At 66.8% G+C, this 16,793-nt stretch carries 15 protein-coding genes and 1 pseudogene; 7 read left to right on the top strand and 9 right to left on the bottom strand.

Translation table 11 applies throughout. From position 1 onward, the window contains the following. Positions 1 to 53: 53 nt before the first annotated feature. Complete coding sequence (locus tag AB6806_RS18980) at positions 54 to 497, top strand: acyl-CoA thioesterase (protein ID WP_370955183.1); 444 nt, start codon at positions 54 to 56, stop codon at positions 495 to 497. Between the two features lie 62 nt (positions 498 to 559). Here the strand turns inward: AB6806_RS18980 and AB6806_RS18985 are convergent. Continuing rightward, positions 560 to 649 (bottom strand): annotated as a pseudogene (locus AB6806_RS18985) (IS5/IS1182 family transposase); the annotation flags it as partial. Between the two features lie 397 nt (positions 650 to 1,046). Here AB6806_RS18985 and AB6806_RS18990 point away from each other — a divergent pair. From AB6806_RS18990 to AB6806_RS19010, 5 genes are all read left to right on the top strand, one after another. Next, entirely contained in the window at positions 1,047 to 1,637 is a 591-nt protein-coding gene (locus tag AB6806_RS18990) for a helix-turn-helix domain-containing protein (protein WP_370955184.1), read from the top strand. 161 nt (positions 1,638 to 1,798) lie between these two features. Next, the gene (locus AB6806_RS18995) at positions 1,799 to 3,007 is read left to right on the top strand and encodes an aminotransferase class V-fold PLP-dependent enzyme (RefSeq protein ID WP_370955185.1); all 1,209 of its coding nucleotides are present in this window, start codon (positions 1,799 to 1,801) and stop codon (positions 3,005 to 3,007) included. Positions 3,008 to 3,164: 157 nt separating this feature from the next. Then, a complete protein-coding gene (locus AB6806_RS19000; protein WP_370955214.1) occupies positions 3,165 to 3,656 on the top strand; it encodes an MOSC domain-containing protein in 492 nt (163 codons plus the stop codon). 24 nt (positions 3,657 to 3,680) lie between these two features. Then, entirely contained in the window at positions 3,681 to 4,613 is a 933-nt protein-coding gene (locus AB6806_RS19005) for a PDR/VanB family oxidoreductase (protein WP_370955186.1), read from the top strand. 29 nt (positions 4,614 to 4,642) lie between these two features. Continuing rightward, positions 4,643 to 5,854, top strand: coding sequence for a trans-sulfuration enzyme family protein (locus AB6806_RS19010; RefSeq protein WP_370955187.1), 1,212 nt, complete (start codon positions 4,643 to 4,645; stop codon positions 5,852 to 5,854). Positions 5,855 to 6,262: 408 nt separating this feature from the next. Here the strand turns inward: AB6806_RS19010 and AB6806_RS19015 are convergent, their stop codons facing one another. Genes AB6806_RS19015 through AB6806_RS19025 form a run of 3 tightly spaced genes read right to left on the bottom strand, consistent with a single transcriptional unit; the run spans position 6,263 to position 9,301 of the window. Beyond that, positions 6,263 to 6,493 carry a hypothetical protein gene (locus AB6806_RS19015; RefSeq protein ID WP_113251922.1) on the bottom strand — a complete coding sequence of 77 codons (231 nt, stop codon included), beginning with the start codon at positions 6,491 to 6,493 and terminating at the stop codon, positions 6,263 to 6,265. A 28-nt stretch (positions 6,494 to 6,521) separates the two neighbouring features. Next, positions 6,522 to 7,760: a flavin monoamine oxidase family protein gene (locus tag AB6806_RS19020; protein ID WP_370955188.1), complete on the bottom strand. Its 1,239-nt coding sequence runs from the start codon at positions 7,758 to 7,760 to the stop codon at positions 6,522 to 6,524. Then, positions 7,757 to 9,301 (bottom strand): cation:proton antiporter, encoded by a 1,545-nt coding sequence (locus AB6806_RS19025; protein ID WP_370955189.1) that lies wholly within the window; start codon positions 9,299 to 9,301, stop codon positions 7,757 to 7,759. Before AB6806_RS19025 ends, AB6806_RS19020 begins: the two co-directional genes overlap by 4 nt. 419 nt (positions 9,302 to 9,720) lie before the next feature. Here AB6806_RS19025 and AB6806_RS19030 point away from each other — a divergent pair, with 419 nt between their 5' ends. Continuing rightward, the gene (locus AB6806_RS19030; protein ID WP_038363004.1) at positions 9,721 to 11,340 is read left to right on the top strand and encodes a B12-binding domain-containing radical SAM protein; all 1,620 of its coding nucleotides are present in this window, start codon (positions 9,721 to 9,723) and stop codon (positions 11,338 to 11,340) included. Between the two features lie 129 nt (positions 11,341 to 11,469). Here AB6806_RS19030 and AB6806_RS19035 read toward each other — a convergent pair whose 3' ends face one another. From AB6806_RS19035 to AB6806_RS19055, 5 genes are all read right to left on the bottom strand, one after another. Next, positions 11,470 to 12,810, bottom strand: a complete 1,341-nt coding sequence (locus tag AB6806_RS19035; RefSeq protein WP_370955190.1) for an MFS transporter — start codon at positions 12,808 to 12,810, stop codon at positions 11,470 to 11,472. A gap of 50 nt (positions 12,811 to 12,860) precedes the next feature. Further along, on the bottom strand, positions 12,861 to 13,976 hold the full coding sequence (argE, locus tag AB6806_RS19040) for an acetylornithine deacetylase (protein ID WP_142023038.1): 1,116 nt from the start codon (positions 13,974 to 13,976) through the stop codon (positions 12,861 to 12,863). A gap of 169 nt (positions 13,977 to 14,145) precedes the next feature. Next, the gene (locus AB6806_RS19045) at positions 14,146 to 15,081 is read right to left on the bottom strand and encodes a DMT family transporter (protein ID WP_142023037.1); all 936 of its coding nucleotides are present in this window, start codon (positions 15,079 to 15,081) and stop codon (positions 14,146 to 14,148) included. A gap of 8 nt (positions 15,082 to 15,089) precedes the next feature. After that, positions 15,090 to 15,815 (bottom strand): alanyl-tRNA editing protein, encoded by a 726-nt coding sequence (locus tag AB6806_RS19050; protein ID WP_142023036.1) that lies wholly within the window; start codon positions 15,813 to 15,815, stop codon positions 15,090 to 15,092. A 97-nt stretch (positions 15,816 to 15,912) separates the two neighbouring features. Further along, positions 15,913 to 16,743, bottom strand: a complete 831-nt coding sequence (locus AB6806_RS19055; protein ID WP_142023035.1) for an AraC family transcriptional regulator — start codon at positions 16,741 to 16,743, stop codon at positions 15,913 to 15,915. Between the last annotated feature and the right edge of the window lie 50 nt (positions 16,744 to 16,793).

The following is a 16,793-nucleotide window of genomic DNA, read 5'->3' on the forward strand; positions in this document are numbered from 1 at the left end:
CGCGAACCAATTAGCTGCTGGTTGCCCTGCGCTCAGCCGCGTATCGTCCTAGCATGAGCAGCATAATCTCGTCGCGCATCCGCAGCGCCCATGTCGATCCGTCCTGGGTGGACATCTACGGCCACATGAACATGGCCTATTACGTCAAGCTCTTCGATGATCTCGGGCACGACATTCTCGCCGAGTTCGGGGTGGGGGAAGCCTATACGCGAAGGTTCGGCTTCGGATTGTTCACCGTGAGGGCGAACATCGCCTATGTCAGGGAAGTCACCGCCAACGCGCCGCTCACGGTCAGCCTGACAATCGATAAGGCTGACGACAAGAGACTGTGGACCAGTCTTGAAATGCGGCATTCGGAACACGGCTTCATTGCCGCGACGATGGATCAACTTGCCGTCAACGTCAGTCTGGCGACGCGGCGTGCGGCATTCTTTCCAGCAGAGCTGGACGAGGTTCTCGGCCCTTACAAGCTTTCGCTGGAAGCCCGGGCATCATGACATCGAGACGGTGCGCTCGTCAGGGCTATGATCTCTGGTCGTCTAAGCTCAGAACTCATTGATCAGAGCCAGAAGATGACGGCTGGTGCGATGCAGATGGCTGAGAAGAAGGTGTGTGCGCATCGATCATAGCGTGTGGCGATGCGTCGCCAAGCCGTTGCCGCAGTTGGCAGGCTGCTTTGGCTGGAGGCACCGACCGGTGCGGCAAAGGCGATCGAGCGCCCGTTCACCCTCGTCAGCCTCTACCGCACAATCGAAAAAGCTTTTGCCCGGTGCCGTCAGGTCCTGCCGGCGAGTGCAGGAATCCAGCATCCGAAAGACCGTCTGCGGTCGGCAGTTCGTCATGCGTATCTCCTGGCGCGGCGCTCAAGCCGCCCAGCGGGCAGCTATTGCGGGCAACAGGTTGTCTGCGTTAAGCCTTCTCCAGCGGTTCCGGTCTGTCGGTCGCCTGACCGGGTTAGACCATCCATAGCCGCGCGTGCCATCAAAACGCGGGGCGGCGCGTGGAGCTCGATTGGCGAGCCGCATAGACATCGAGAGGGAGGAGTCTTGACCAAGCGCCTGGGAGCAATCGACGGGGCTGCGGTCGAGACGGCGGCGAGGTCGTTCGGCCTCCATGTCGCCGCGCTGAGGAGGTCGCGCAAGATGACGCTCGATCAGCTCGCAACCAGAACCGGATTGAACAAGGGTTACCTTTCGAGGGTTGAACGGGCCGAAAAGGCTGCCTCAATCGCGACGGCCCTCAAAATTGCGGAGGCATTCTCGGTTCCCGTGTCGACACTATTCGGCGAAGCGGTCGACGACGCGCTGATCCAGGTCGTCAGGGCGAAGGCGAGACCGGAACACCAGGCCGATCCGGATCGCTCCTCTTTCACGAGCTTGAGCCGGGCCGGGCTAGCGCCCGGATTGGAAGCTTTCCTGCTTTTCCCCGGATCCCAATTCAGCAGCGACGGCCGCGTCGACCATGGCGGCACCGAGATCCTCTTCGTCCTGACAGGGGAACTGGAAGTGCAGTTCGCAGACAGGACCATTGCGCTGCAGACGGGTGACTTCCTGCAATTCGCCGGCCACCTGGCCCACCAGGTTCGCGCCTTGACGGCTGGGGCGAGCGCGCTGGTTGCAGTCAGCATCGAAAGGTGACTGTCCCTTCTTCGCTGTGCCGCTCGCCAACTTCGTTCTGCCAAGGACTCCGGCGATCAGGCGGGCTCGGCTTCGCCCCGCGGCCATAGCGGCGTCCCTCGAACCAAATCGCTCCGGAGAGCCCGGAACGGTTCATTTCACCCTCGGAAAAGGTCTCCCTGATGACGTTAGCGACCGCAGGCCGGCTCGATCTCGACGCCGTGAGGGCCGATACGCCCGGCGTGTCACATCGCGCTCATTTCAACAATGCCGGCGCGGCGCTCATGCCCGCGCCAGTTCTGTCGGCCGTCACCGATTATCTCCTTCGGGAATCTGAGATCGGCGGCTACGAAACGGCGGCTGAGAATTACGACAAGCTCAACTCGGTCTACGGCTCCATTGCTCGGCTGGTAGGCGCCAGTCCTGAAGAGATCTCCATCGCCGAGAACGCAACGATCGCCTGGCAGCGCGCCTTCTATTCGATGAACTTCCGCGAAGGCGATCGGATCCTGACGGCCAGCGCTGAGTTTGCGGCGAACTTCATTGCTTTTCTGCAGGTGGCCAAGCGGACCGGCGCATCGGTCGAAGTCATTCCAGACGAAGATGGCGGCGGTGTTGATACAGCGGCCTTGGAGGCGATGCTCGATGACCGGGTTCGGCTCATAGCCATCACCTGGATCCCGACGAATGGCGGATTGGTCAACCCGGCCGAGGAGGTTGGGAGGATCGCACGCAAGCATGGGATCCCCTTCCTGCTCGACGCCTGCCAGGCAGCAGGGCAGATGCCGATCGACGTGCGAGTACTCAACTGCGACTTGCTCACCGCCACCGGACGCAAATACCTGCGCGCTCCGCGCGGCACGGGCTTTCTCTACATCCGAAAGGGCCTTCTCGAGCGCACGGAGCCGGCGATGCTGGACCTTTTCGGAGCGACGCTGACCAGCGGAAGCACTTACGAAATGCGGCCGGATGCGCGACGCTTCGAGACCTGGGAGACGAACTATTCGACCCGCATGGGCTTGGGCGCGGCGGTCGATTACGCCTTGGCGATCGGACTGGCGGCGATCGAAGCTCGCTGTGCGGAACTGACGAAAACGCTTCGCCAGGAGATCGGTGGGATCAAGGGCGTTCAGCTGCGCGACATCGGGCGCCGCCAGGCCGCGATCATATCCTTGACGATCGATGGCCTCGAGTCGGCAGAGGTCATGCGCCGTTTAACCGGGGAGGGGATTAACGTCTCCGTATCTCCGCCCTCCAGCACGCCCATCGACGCAACCGCGCGGCAGCTGCCTCCGGTCGTGCGGATTTCGCCCCATTACTACAATTCTGAAGAAGAGGTCGCGCGGGTCGTCGAGGCAATCCGCAGCATATCCGGGTCGCGCGCGGGGTGAATTCCGGGCCGCGGGATAGACATTCGGCGCTTTCCACCGGCGGTGGCTTGGCGACTATGTCGGTCTTGCGAGTGATCGCCTGTTGCCCCGGCTTGGACAACGCGATAAGAAATAGGCAACTCGTTGCCTATTTCTTTGCGGTGGCATTCCCATGACGTTGAGCTGGTCAGGCCGACTTGAGCATATCCATATCGCCGCTTCGGCATCCTACGAGATGGAGGAGCTTTCCGAGGCCAGGCTCGTGGCGGGCCGAGGTATCGAGGGCGACCGGTATTTCCTCGGCACCGGGACATACTCGCCAAAGCCAGATGTCCGCGATGTCACGCTGATCGAGATGGAAGTGCTCGAGGCGCTGGCGCAAGGCGAGCCGAAGATGCCGGGCATCAAGGCGCGGCTCGCTCCGGAGGACCATCGCAGAAACCTGACGACCCGTGGCGTGCCCCTGAACCACCTGCTGGGCCGGCGCTTCAGGGTCGGCGAGACCGTGCTGTATGGCGCCCGCCTCAATTTCCCGTGCAAATACATCGAGGAACTGCTCGGCGTTCCGCGCCTTTACGAGGCGCTGCTCAACCGCTCCGGCCTGAATTGCGCCATCGAAGTCGGAGGGACGATCCGGCGGGGCGATCCGATCGAGCCGCTTGAGGGTTGAGCGATGGCAAGCCCGAGGCTCGTCATGAAGCTGACGGTCGCCCGAGTCAGCGGCCAGCCCGGCGGTGTGCGCATCTTCGAGCTGCGCCATCCTCGCCGTCCGGCGCTGCCGGCATTCGAGGCGGGCGCTCATGTCGACATTCATCTGCCCGATGGCCGCGTCCGCCAGTATTCGCTCTTCGGAGATGCCCGCGACCGCTCGCATTATGCGATCGCGGTGAAGCGGGAGGTCGATGGGCGCGGCGGGTCGAACTGGCTCCACGACCATGTTGCGGCCGGACAGGAACTGCCGGTCTCGGCGCCGCGCAGCCATTTCGGCCTGTCTTCCGAGGCGGGCTCGCACCTGTTGCTAGCCGGGGGCATCGGCATCACACCGATGCTGGCGATGGCACGGGTACTTGCAGCCTGCGGAGGGGATTTCGCGCTCCACTACTTTGCACGCAGCCGTTCACTGGCCCCGCTGCTGCAGGAAATCGCCGAGTGCCTGCCGGCGCAGCGCGTCCACCTGCATTTCGACGATGAGCCGTCGACGCGGGTCGATATCGCAGCGGTGGCCGCCAGTCAGCCGGGCGATGCCCATCTCTACTATTGCGGTCCACCGGGCTTCATGGGCGCGCTTCGTACTGCCGCAGCCGACTGGCCCGAGGAGCGCGTTCATTTCGAGGCGTTTCAGCCGGCCTATGACGAGAACTTCGTCCCGGAGCCCTTCTCGGTGAAGCTGCGCTCGACCGGGCAGGTGCTGGACGTGCCCGCCGACGCCTCCGTTCTGGCCGTGTTGCGCGCGGCAGGCGTGCAGGTCTTCGCCTCCTGTGAGAACGGGGTATGTGGCAGCTGCGAGTGCGGTTATCTCGCGGGCGAGCCGGTCCATCTCGACGCCGTGCTGAGCTCGGCGGCCCGCGCCAGCCGCTTCATCCCCTGCATTTCGCGAGCGAATGGCCAGCTCACGCTGGATCTCTGAACAGACCCCGATCTCCCAGGAGCAGCGCCATGTCCAAAGCCACGCCTCCGGCCGAAAGCAACCATCGTCCCGGGTTTGCGACGCGCGCGATTCATCACGGCTACGATCCCGCCGATTTCGCCGGTGCCGTCGCGCCCCCGGTCTTCTTCACCTCGACCTTCGGCTTCGGCAGCCTCGAAGAGATGGATGCGGCCGCCGCCAAGGGTGGCAAGCTTTATGCCCGGGAGCACAATCCCACGACCGAGATCCTGGAGACCCGTCTCGCCGATCTGGAAGGCGCCGAGGCGGGTCTCGCACTTGCGACCGGCATGGCCGCCTGCGGGACGCTGATGCTGGGCCTGCTCTCCCAGGGCGACGAGGTCGTGGTGCATCGTACGCTCTACGCCAACACTGTGGCGCTCATGCGCGACGGCATTCCCCGCTTCGGGATCAAGGTCGTGCCGGTCGACCTGTCGGACCCGGCCAATCTCGACACGGTCCTGACCGAGCGCACGCGGCTCGTCTATTTCGAGACGCCGGTGAATCCGACCTCTGAAATCCTCGACATCGGGGCGATCGCCGGCCGTGCCAGGAAAGTTGGAGCGCGTGTTGCGGTCGACGGCACCTTCGCTTCGCCGGCGCTGCAGCGTCCGCTGGAACACGGCGCCGATATCGTGCTGCATTCACTGACCAAATACATCAACGGTCATGGCGATGTCCTGGGCGGAGCCCTGCTCGGCGATCGCGAGACGATCGCCCATCTCCACAGCCACGGCCTGCGTTATCTGACCGGCGCGACGCTGTCGCCAATGGCTGCCCTCATGATTCTGAGGGGGCTCAAGACGCTGCCCTTGCGCATGGAGGCTCATAGCAGGTCGGCTCTGGAGATCGCGCGCAGGCTCCAGGCCCACCGTGCCGTGGCCTGGGTCAACCATCCATTCCTCGACAGCAATCCGAACCTGGCCGTGGCGAAGCGGCAGATGTCGAACGGCTCGGGTATGCTGGCCTTCGGGCTGAAGCAGGGATTTGAGGGCGCACGGCGTTTGCTGGACGGGCTTCGCCTGGCTCATAAAGGTGTCAGCCTGGGCGACGTCGAGACGCTGGTGAACCACCCCGCCAGCATTCTCAGGGCGCGCCAACAGGTGAGGCCGGAAGCAAAGCCTATTGACGGTGTCGGCGAGGATCTGATCAGGCTGTCGGTCGGGCTCGAGGATAATGATGATATTTGGGCCGATCTGGCGCAGGCGCTGGGCAAGGTCTGAGTTTCGGCAGCCCAGGCGCGAGCCTATTCCTTGACCCAAGGGCTGGGCAGAGGCGCGATCTTCTCTATCGATTTGGCAAGATGTCGGTTCGTGACGGCCTGCGTCGCACCGCTCGAAAGGCAGCGGCGCACGGGATTCCATGCCGGCTAGCGGACGATCGCCTTCTTCGAGGCGAGCTCGTTGGCCGACGTCGTCGAGGCGCTGGATCGGATCAGGTACTTCTGACACCTGGAAGAGCGTCGGCGATCCGCCGACGCTCTAGATTCCTGTTCTGAAAGAAGGGAAATTAAATCGATATTTCAAGTATATAGGTGTTCGCAGTTTTATCCTGAATGGCGCGCCATTACTTAGCTCTCTTTCGAGGGCCCCATTTGCAGCCCGGTTACAGGGCCGCTTACAAACACAAACTCACCCTTGGTTCTGGGCTCGGCGCTTGGCGCGCAGGTCGATGACGTTGTCGATCTTCGCTCGTCCATTGCCTGTGAGGCTGCGGCGCTCTGCCTGCCGGCGATAGATTTTGGCCTCCTTGTCGGTGGCGTGCTCGATCTGGGCCATGACCTCGGCATCGCGCGCGCCGGCCATCGCCAGCTCCACGCCGCGCGCGTGACGAAGGCCGGGTGGGGTGAGGCCGGAGCGCATGACACCCGCGACAACGCTCCTCCGGTCTCTAGACCTGCAAATGAGCTTTCCGCGTTGCCAGAACGGCTCGTGCGGCAGCAAGGCCGGTTTGAAAGGCGCCATGCGCGGTCGAGAAATCCTGCGTCGAGCAGGCCTCGCCGGCAAAGAAGAGCCTGCCATCGACATCCCCGGCGAGAATGGCCCGGGCTTCGGCATGGCCTGGCAAGGCATGGCTGTAGGAGCCTCGCGCAAAAGGCTGGCGGCCCCAGCGCGATTGCGCGATCGGCTTCAGCCGGCTCCTGATCCCCGAGCCGAAAAGCCCGGCCAGCTCATCGAGCGCGAAAGCGGCGAAAGCGCCGCCATCGGCTTCGAGCTCGCGTGCAGCCGCGCCGCCGACGAAGCCTTCGATCAGCGGCCGGCCGAACGGCCTCAGGTGGTAACTTGCCGTCCGCGCCACATACGGATTGCCCAGGACCTGCGTGTCTGGTTCGAAGCCGTCGCAATCGGACAATTTGAAGATGATCTTGTCGGCCAGGCCGAGAGGCAGCGCACTGGCGGCATCGATATGGTCCGAAGCCCGCGGCGGCAGACGTATCCCGCCGGAGGCGAGCACCTCGGTCGGGACGGTGACGATGACGCGCGCCGCCTCGATCTCGCCTCTGGCGGTGGTCAGCCTCAACGCGCGTCCCGATGCGTCGATGCCCGAGACCGGCGTGCTCAACGCGACCGGAACGTCCTTCGCCGCGGCGGCAATGAGGCGGCCATAGCCCTCGCTCACGCGCCAGTTCACGCCGCTGTCGGCATCGGCATAGGCGAGATAATCGCGGATCGAAAGCTGCTCCAGCTCCGTGCCATTGACGTAGGTGCTCAGCGCCTCGAGATAGGGCGTCCAGCGGTCGTGGGCATCGAGACGATCCGAGGCGCGATCGCTGCCGGGCGGCGCCTCACGCAGGCGCTGCTCGAAACGGGCGAAGGCCGCGCGCGCGGCGTGCTGGTCGGCCGCGGGAAAGCCGAGATCGCGAAACTGGACGCCCCATGGCGGCGTGGTTCGGTCGAGCTGGAAGCCGAGCTCCGGTGCCAGCGCGGCCCAGGGGTTTCGATCCGCCGAATGAAGCCAGCCGCAGCCGAGGTCGAAATGCAGGCCGTCGCCGAAAGCGGTATGCGCCCGCCCGCCGATCCTGTCGGTCGCTTCGATCAGAAGCACGTCGAGCCCGGAGGCGACGAGATGCCGGCCTGCGGCCACGCCGGCCGCTCCGGCCCCGACGATCGCGACATCGAGCGGCTTCATGCAGTGCCCTCCCGCGGGGAAGCGCCGAGCTCCAGCCAGTCGAGTTCCTCCTCGAGTCGGTGGAAGGCGTCGTCGCCGATGGTGCCGCGCTGCCGCAGATCGAATGCCGTCTTGCGCGCAACCGCGAGCGCCGTCCGCCGCAGGGCGTTATGGTCGGTGTCGAGCTGCGCGGTCCGCCCGGTCTGCTCCAGCATGTCGCGATACTCCTGCCGGATCGGCGCCGCAGCCGCCGGAAGCGCGCCTTCGAGCGATTCGATCGCCGCCTCAAGCGCCGCCTTCCGCGCCAGGGCGAACTCGCGGTCGACCGGGTGATCGTCGCTGATGGCGAGATAGCGCAGCAGCGGCGCAAGCGTCAGCCCCTGGATCAGCAGCGTGCCGACCACGACGGTGAAGGCGCAGAGCAGGATCATGTCCCGATGGGGGAAACCGGCGGGAAGGGCGTAGGCCGCGGCGAGCGTGACGATGCCGCGCATGCCGCTCCAGGCGACGACGGCGCTGCCTTTGATGTTCCGGAGAGAGGCCGCCTTGTCGCTCGCGCCGGAGGTTCGGCCCGGACGCAGGAGGGCGAGCGTCCTGTAGGTCGCCACCCATGTCAGCCTGACTACGATGACGGTTGCGAGAACCGCGAACGCGATCCAGGCATTTTCGACGCGCTGCGCGGCGTCGAAACCCTCGAGGATCGGCCTCAACTGCAAGCCGACCAGCACGAAGGCAAGGACCTGGAGCACGAAGACCGTGGTCTCCCACACGGCATAGGAGGGGATGCGCAGCCGCGCGCTCGTCCGGGCCGGTGCCGTACGCGCGAGAACGATGCCATAGACGACGATGGTGATGATCCCGGACAGATGCAGCCGCTCCGCCAGGATCCAGACGCCGAAGGTCGAGATGAACTGCAGGATGATGGCGCTTGGCGGGTCGCCGAACAGCGCGAGCAACCGCACCGAAACCCAGCCGAGCAGCGCGCCGAGAATGATGCTGCCCACCGTGACGAGGGCGAAGGCCGGCAAGGCGCTCGTCACGCTGAAGCTGCCGGCCGCGACGGCTCCCAGCGCCAGGCGGTAGATCAGCAGCGCGGTCGCATCGTTCAGCAGGCTCTCGCCCTCGAGGATCACGACGATGCGATGGGGCGGCCGCACCCTGCGCAGGATCGCCGTCGCCGCGACGGCGTCCGGCGGCGCGACGATCGCTCCCAGCGCGATCGCAGCCCCCCAGGGCAGTTCGGGCACGAACCACCGCGCCACCAGGGCGACGGCAGCGGTCGTGACGCCGACGGCGATGAACACCAGGCTGGTCACCGGCAGCCAGTTCCGGCGCAGATCGCGCGGCGAGCTGTCGAAGGCCGCATCGAGCAGGATCGGCGCGACGAACAGGGCGAGCACGAGCTCCGGATCCAGCGTGATGCGCGGCGCATTGGGAATGAAGGCGAGCGCCGTCCCGCCGATGGCGAGCACGACGGGGTAGGGGATACCGGCCCGCCGCGACCCCGCTGCGAGAAGGACAGCCCCGAACATGATGGCGAGGATCGACTCGAACAGGACCATGCCCTGCGATCTTATCGCCGTTTCAGGAGGTGTCGATCACGATCGATCGGAGTGTCGTCGCTGTCGTATCTCAAGCTCCTCAGGCGCGGAGGGCGCGAACATGCGCCTGAGCCGCCGCCGCCTCCAAGCTTTGTCGCTTGCGGCAGTTTCTGGAGCTGTCTCGACGGCACCACCATCATCCGCGAATGGGCAGACCTTTGATCTGAAAGGCGAATTGCGCGCGCCACGCCGCGGCACCGGCCTTGCTCTCTCCGGATAAGGGCGACCGACCCTCGCTTATCCGTCCTCGAACGGTTGGAGCAATGGTGCTATGGGTGGGAACTGCCCGGAGCCATTCTGGATCGTGCCCCGAATGGCCGCCGCGATCTTGCCGCTCCCGCTTCCTCCCCGGCTCACCAAGCGCGAACAAGGAAGATGAGATGTCGATCGACCGCTGCCGGGTGCTGATGATCTATCCGCGGTTCAACCCGGGATCCTTCTGGAACTACAAGGCGACCTGCGAGCTGGCCGGAGCGCGCCATCCCGCCGCGCCACTCGGATTGATCACCGTTGCGGCGCTGCTTCCCGCGACATGGGAGATCCGGCTCCTCGACCTGAATGCGGAGGAGCTCGACGAACGGGACTTCGCCTGGGCGGATCTCGTCATGACCGGGGGCATGCTGCCGCAGCAGGACGGAACGCTGGCCGTCATCGCGCAGTGCCGCTCCCGGGGAAAGCCGGTCGTGGTCGGCGGTCCCGATGCGACATCGACGCCCGAGATCTACGAGGCCGCCGATTTTCGGGTGCTGGGCGAGGCCGAGGAGATCATGGCCGGCTTCGTCGATGCCTGGAACGCGGGGGCGAGAAGCGGGGACTTCCGCTCCGAGATGGGCAAGACCGACGTCACCAGGAGCCCGACACCGCGCTTCGACCTCCTGAAATTCGCGCATTACCTGCATGTCGGCGTGCAGTTCTCACGCGGCTGCCCGTTCAATTGCGAGTTCTGCGACATCATCGAGCTCTATGGCCGCGTGCCGCGCACGAAGACGAACGCGCAGATCCTGACCGAGCTGGATACCCTCCACGCGCTCGGATATCGCGGCCATGTCGATTTCGTCGACGACAACCTGATCGGCAACAAGAAGGCGTTGAAGCAATTCCTGCCCGCCCTGACGCAATGGATCAGGGACAGGAACTTTCCTTTCGAGTTCTCGACCGAGGCGTCGATCAATCTCGCCGACGACGCCGCTCTGATGCAGTCCATGAGCGAGGCCAACTTCTTCACGATCTTTGTCGGCATCGAAAGCCCGGACACCGACACGCTGGTCTCGATGCAGAAGAAGCAGAACACCCGCCGCAGCCTCCAGGAGAGTGTCCATCGCATCTACAAGGCCGGGCTTTTCGTGAATGCCGGCTTCATTCTCGGCTTCGACAGCGAGAAGGGCAGCGTCGCGCGCGGCATGATCGACTGCATCGAGGATACCGCGATCCCTGTCTGCATGGTCGGCCTGCTCTATGCGCTGCCCAACACCCAATTGACGCGGCGTCTCGATCGCGAAGGCCGCCTGTCCATTCCCGACGACGCCGACCATACGCAAGGGCTGGGCGATCAGTGCACCGCCGGGCTCAACTTCGTCACCAGCCGCCCGCGCCGCGCCATCCTGGACGACTACAGGGCGGTGCTCGAGGCGGTCTATGCACCCGGCGCCTTCTTCGGGCGCGTCCGGCGGGTCGGCCGCATGCTCGACTGCACCAATCGCCAGCTGGAGCTGCCGAAGTCGATGGAGTGGGAGGAGATGAGATCGTCATGGCGCCTGATCTGGCGCATGACGACGGCGAAAGGCGGCGTGCGGCGCGAGTTCTGGAAAACCGTGATCGATTGCCTCACGCATAATCGCCAGGCGCTGCCCTATGTGATGATGATGGTCGCGCTCTATCTCCATCTCGGGCCGTTCTCCCGGCAGGTGATGGCCCAGGTCCAGCAGCAGATCGACCGGCTGGCCGACGCTCAATCGCCGGCAGACATCCCGGTTGCCGCGATGTCGGCCGCCGTGGCGTGAGGGTGAACGGCATGCGATCTCGGACGGCCAAAGCCGGATCGCATCCGTAAGGCTGCCGAGGCGTCCTGCTGGGCAGGCACGCAATCCTGTCCAGCGAAGATGCGGATGCCGCGGCACCGCCCGCCTCGCTCAGCGCCCGGCGGACATCCGCATCAGCTTGCCGCCCATGATCAGGGCCGTCAGGCTGAAGGCCGCCGCCAGCATGACGTACCAGGCCGGTGCGAGCGCGCTCCCGGTCTGCACGATCAGCCAGGTGGTGATGAAGGGCGCGAAGCCGCCGAAAAGCGTGACCGCGAAATTATAGGCGATGGACAGGCCGGTGGAGCGCATGGCGGGCGGGTAGAGCTCGGCCATCGCCGCCGGCGCGGGGCCGCTGAAGCCCGCGATCAGCACGGCGAAGACGATCTGCGCGAGCATGAGGTTGAACGCGCTGGGCTGGCCCGTCAGCCAAAGCAGCATCGGCCAGCTCAGCAGGAAGAGCCCCACCACCGAGGCCAGCATGATCGGGCGCCGGCCCACCTTGTCGGACCAGGCGCCGAAGACGGGCGCCAGCACGACGATCAGCGCGAGCCCGACGCTGTTGGCGAGAAGGCTCGCGCTCTGCGGCACGCCGAGCTGGCGCACCGCATAGGTCGGCATGGTGACCAGGAAGAAATAGGTGCAGACCGTCCAGGCGATGGTGATGCCGAAGCCGGTGATCACGGCGGCGCGGTGCTGGCCGAGCGTGTCGCGCAAAGGGGAGAAATCGGTCTCAGGCCGCGCGGTGCGCTCGCGCAGGATGGCCTTGAAGGCCTCGGTCTCGTCGACGCGCGAGCGGATGTAGAGACCGACCGGCGCGATCAGGAGCCCGATCAGGAACGGCACGCGCCAACCCCAGGCCTCGAGCTCGGCCTGCGGGAGCAGGCCGGTGAGCAGCGCCCCCGTCAGGGAGCCCAGCAGCAGGGCGCCGGCCTGGCTCGCCTGCTGCCAGCTCGCATAGAGCCCGCGGCGCGCGGGCGGGGCATGCTCGACCAGGAAGGCGGTGGCGCCGCCGATCTCGCCGCCGGCGGAGAAGCCCTGGATCAGCCGCGCGAGCACGATGATCGCCGGCGCCCAGGCGCCGGCTGTTGCGTAGGTCGGCGCGAAGGCGATCATCGCGGTGCCGAGTGCCATCAGCAGGATCGTCAGCGAAAGCGCCACCTTGCGGCCGCGCCGATCGGCGAGCGTGCCGAGCACGAGCGCCCCGACCGGGCGCATCACGAAGCCGACGCCGAAGGTGGCGACGGTGAGCAGAAGCGAAACCGTGGCGTCGCCGGCGGGAAAGAAGAGCTTGGCGAGCGTCAGCGCGAAGAAGCCGTAGACGGCGAAGTCGTACCATTCCAGCGTGTTGCCGGCGACGGCGGCGATCACCGCCCGTCGGCTCGAAAACCTGCTGGCCGTCTTCCCGGCTCCGGATTCGGACATGGCATGCGTGGCGGCGAGTTCTGTCATGGTGATCCCCTCTTTGGAAAACCGGCCCTTGGCGTCGAGGCCGCGGGCGTTCAGGCGTGCTGGCGTTGGGCCCAGCCGGTAAGGCGGGCGAGAAAGGCGTCGGCGGCATCGAGCTCGGCGCGCGCGATCCATTCGTCGGGCTGGTGAGCCTGCGCGATCGAGCCCGGCCCGCAGACCACGGCGGAGATGCCCGCCGCCTGGAAGAAGCCGGCCTCCGTGCCGAAGGCCATCGGGAAGGGCGGCACGATGCCGCCGAGCGCGGCCGCGACCGCGAGCGCCCCCGCCTCGCCTTCCGCGCTGAGCGGCGGGACATGGATCTCCCGCAGCAGCGACGGGCGGATATCGTCCGGCACCGCGCGGGCGAGATAGGCGCGGGCGAGCGCCTCGATCTCGGCGGCATCGCCGGCCGTGACCGGCCTGAACTCCCAGAGCACCTCGCAGAGGGACGGCACGATATTGATCGCGGTTCCACCCTCGATCCGGCCGATATTGACCGTGGTCGCGCTGGCGCCCACGCCGGTGCGGTGCCCGATGGTCTTCAGGAAGCCGATGAAATCGGCGGCCGGATAGATCGCGCTCGCACCGGCGCCGGGGTCGCTCGAATGCGCGGCCCTGCCCTCGAAGCGGGCGCGGAAGCCGAGGAAGCCGCGATGGCTGTCGCCGATCCGCATGCCGGTCGGCTCGCCGATGATCGCAAGCTCCGGCTTCTCCTCATGGGCGAGCAGGTCGTCGATGAGGCGAGGAATCCCGAGGCAGCCGACCTCCTCGTCATAGGACAGCGCGAGATGGACCGGCCGGGCGAGACCGGTGCCGGCAAAGCCCTCGGCCGCCGAAAGACAGGCCGCGACGAAGCCCTTCATGTCGACGGCACCGCGGCCATGCAGCTTGCCGTCGCGCTCGGCCAGGCGAAACGGATCGGAGGTCCAGTCCTGGTCGGCGACCGGAACGACGTCGGTATGCCCCGACAGGACGACGCCGCCCGGCCCGCGCGGGCCGAAGCTGGCGAGCAGATTCGCCTTGGCCCGGTCGTCGTCATAGCTCAGCCGGATGCGGGCACCGAGGCTGTCGAGCCGGTCGGCGACGCGGCCGACGAGAGCCAGGTTCGAGCGGCTCGAGGTGGTGTCGAAGCCGACCAGTTCCTCGAGCAGGGAGACCGTCGCGCTCATCGCTCAGGCCGCCAGCGCGTGCCGCCCGGCGCGGGGGCGCCCGAGCCGGGCCTGGGCGAGGCGCAGCGCGGCCGTCTGGGTCGGCACGCCATCCGCCTCCGCGCTCTCGAAGATCGCCCGCAGCGTGTCGCCGATGCCCGCGACGCCGCGAAGGCGTGGGAAAACACGGTCATGGCTTGAGCGCTCCCGCGGCTCGGGATGGAGAGGGGCGGCCGCTGCTCGCCGCGAGGCCGAAGCCGCACAGGATCAGCGCGGCGCCGACGAGGTGGAACGGGCGCACCGGCTCGCCCAGCAGCAGGAAGGCGAGCACGGCGGTGAACAGGGCGACGAGATGGAAGGAGGCCCCGGTGACGCTCGGCCCCAGCGTCGCGACGCAGCGGTTCCAGATGACGAAGGCGAGCAGCGAGGCGAAGACGCCGATATAGAGCACGGCCGCGAGCGGGCCGGGCGCGGTCGGGATCGTCCCGCCGCGCGCCAGTTCCCAGATCCAGAACGGCAGCAGCACGAAGAGCCCCGCCACCATCGTCGCCGCCAGGAAGAGGAGCGGATCGAGATCGGCGGGCCGGCGGCGCAGCAGCACCGAATAAACCGCGTAATTGGCGACCGCGAGCAGGACCAGCGGCTCGCCGCCGCCGATGCCCAGCCGCGACAGGCTCGCGGGCTCGCCGCGCGCGACGATCCAGGCCACGCCCACGAAGGAAATGGCGATTCCGGCAAGCGTGCGGACCGAGACGCGCTCGACCCCGAGCGCGAAGGCCGCGAGCGGCACCATCAGCGGCAAGGTCGAGTTGAGGAAGGCGACGCTGGCGGCGGGCGCGCTCTGCAAGGCGAGATAGCCGAGCGCATTATAGCCGGCGATGCCGAAGGCGCCGCAGGCCAGGACGATCCAGCGGGCGCGAAACAGCGCCTGCCGCTGCGCACTGAGCGCGCCGAGCACGAAGGGCGCCAAGCAGGCGAGCGCGACGAGCCAGCGCCCGACCGCGAGCGAGACCGGCGGAAACGTGTCGGCAAGCGCCCGTCCGAGCACGAGGTTGCCGGCCCAGAACAGAGGCGGCAGCGGCAGCAGCAGCAACGGCTGGTCCCAGAGGCGCCGGAGGATCGACATTGCCGGCCTCACAGCGCGCCCGCGAGGCCGATCCGCAGGCGGCGGTTGTGCCGGCCCTTGTTGTCGATCTTCAGGATGCGGATCGGCGGCGAGCCGCCGGTCGAGGCGAGATGGGTGCCGCCGCAGGCCTGACGGTCGAGGCCGACGATCTCGACGACGCGCACCTGCCCGTCCGCGGTCGGCGGTGGGGCGACCGAGCGCGAGCGGATCAGCCCCGGCTCCGCGAAGGCCACCGCCTCGGGGAGATAGCCCTGCCGGACGGCGAGGTCTTGCCGGATGAACGCGTTGACCGGTTCCTCGATCGCGCGCAGGCGGTCATTATCGGCGTCCGGCAGGTCGAAATCGATGCGCGCGGTGCCGTCGTCGTTCATCTGCACGCCGGTGACGAGCGCGCCGTCGAAGCCCTGGAAGACGACGGCGTTGACGATGTGCAGATCGGTGTGGAGCGCGCGCATCAGCCCGCGAAACGCCGGGTCGACCCTGGCTTCCACGGTACCGGCCGGGAGTTCGACCGGGTCGGCGAGCAGATGCCGAAGCCGGCCCCCCTCATTCTCGAAACCGGCGACCGCGACCTCGCCGCCGGCCCATTCCAGGGAGCCGCGATCGGGCAATTGTCCGCCGCCGCCCGGATAGAACGGGCTTTCCGCGAGAACGACCCAGCCCGGCCCCGCCTCGACGACCTCAGTCGCGAGCGTCGGGACCTCCGGATTGTCGAGGCAGAAATAGCGGGACATGAATCTCATCCTTTCCGCAGTGCCGACAGGGCATCCGCATGGAGACGAGATTGGCGCGCCTTGCCGCGCCGCTATTGGCGGAAATTGAGAAAACCGCTCAGCTGGCGGTCGCCTGCACCCATTGCAGCGGGGTGATGCCGTAGCTGCGCTTGAAATGCCGCGTCAGCGCGCTCTGGTCGTAGAAGCCCGCGTCCAAGGCAGCGGCGGCAATGCTCGTGCCGCGACCGAGCGCGGTGATCGCGGCCTTCAGGCGCAATTGCGTGAGATAGGCATGCGGGGTGAGCCCCGTGCTGCGCTTGAACAGGGCGATCAACTGGAACGGCGTGAGCCCGACGGCGGCGCCGAGCTCCTCCAGCGTCAGCTCCTCCGCATGGCGTTCGCGCATGATCTCGCGGACGCGGGCCGCCCGCTGCGCGTCGCGCGCCGGCGGCGACAGCCTGGGCTCACCCGCGGCATGGCGCCGGATCAGGGCGCCGAAGCTGCGCAGCAGCAATTCGCGCTCCTCGAACGGGTCGTTGCCGTCGTCGAGAATGCGGTGCAGCCCGAGGAAGGCCTCGATCAGATCGGCGTCGTGAAAGCTGTTCCGGCAGAAATAGGCCGTCGCATCCAGCCCGAGCGCGGCATTGAGCGTCTCGATCGCCGGGCGGGTCAGATAGAGCCCGCGATAGCGCCAGCGCGGGCTCCAGCCCATGCGCCCGGAATGCGGCTCGTCGGGATTGAACACGAGCAGGGTCGAGGTTCCCGCCTCGTCGGTCCGCCCCCGGCTCTTGAACTCGGCGCCGCCGGCCTCCGTCACCGCCACGACGAAGGCCTCGTGGCTGTGAGGGGCGTAATCGTGGCTGGTGAAATCGGCGACGAGGCAGCTCAGGCCCGGAACCCGAGGGTCGTGCCAGTAGCGGGACGAGTTGCGCAGGTCGGTGCGGGCCAAGATGCGATCCGATCGTCGGACAAGCCGGGATCGTGCAACGATCGTGCCGG

This window comes from Allobosea sp. RCC_152_1 (assembly GCF_041360765.1).
Taxonomy (GTDB): Bacteria; Pseudomonadota; Alphaproteobacteria; order Rhizobiales; family Beijerinckiaceae; genus Allobosea; species Allobosea spartocytisi.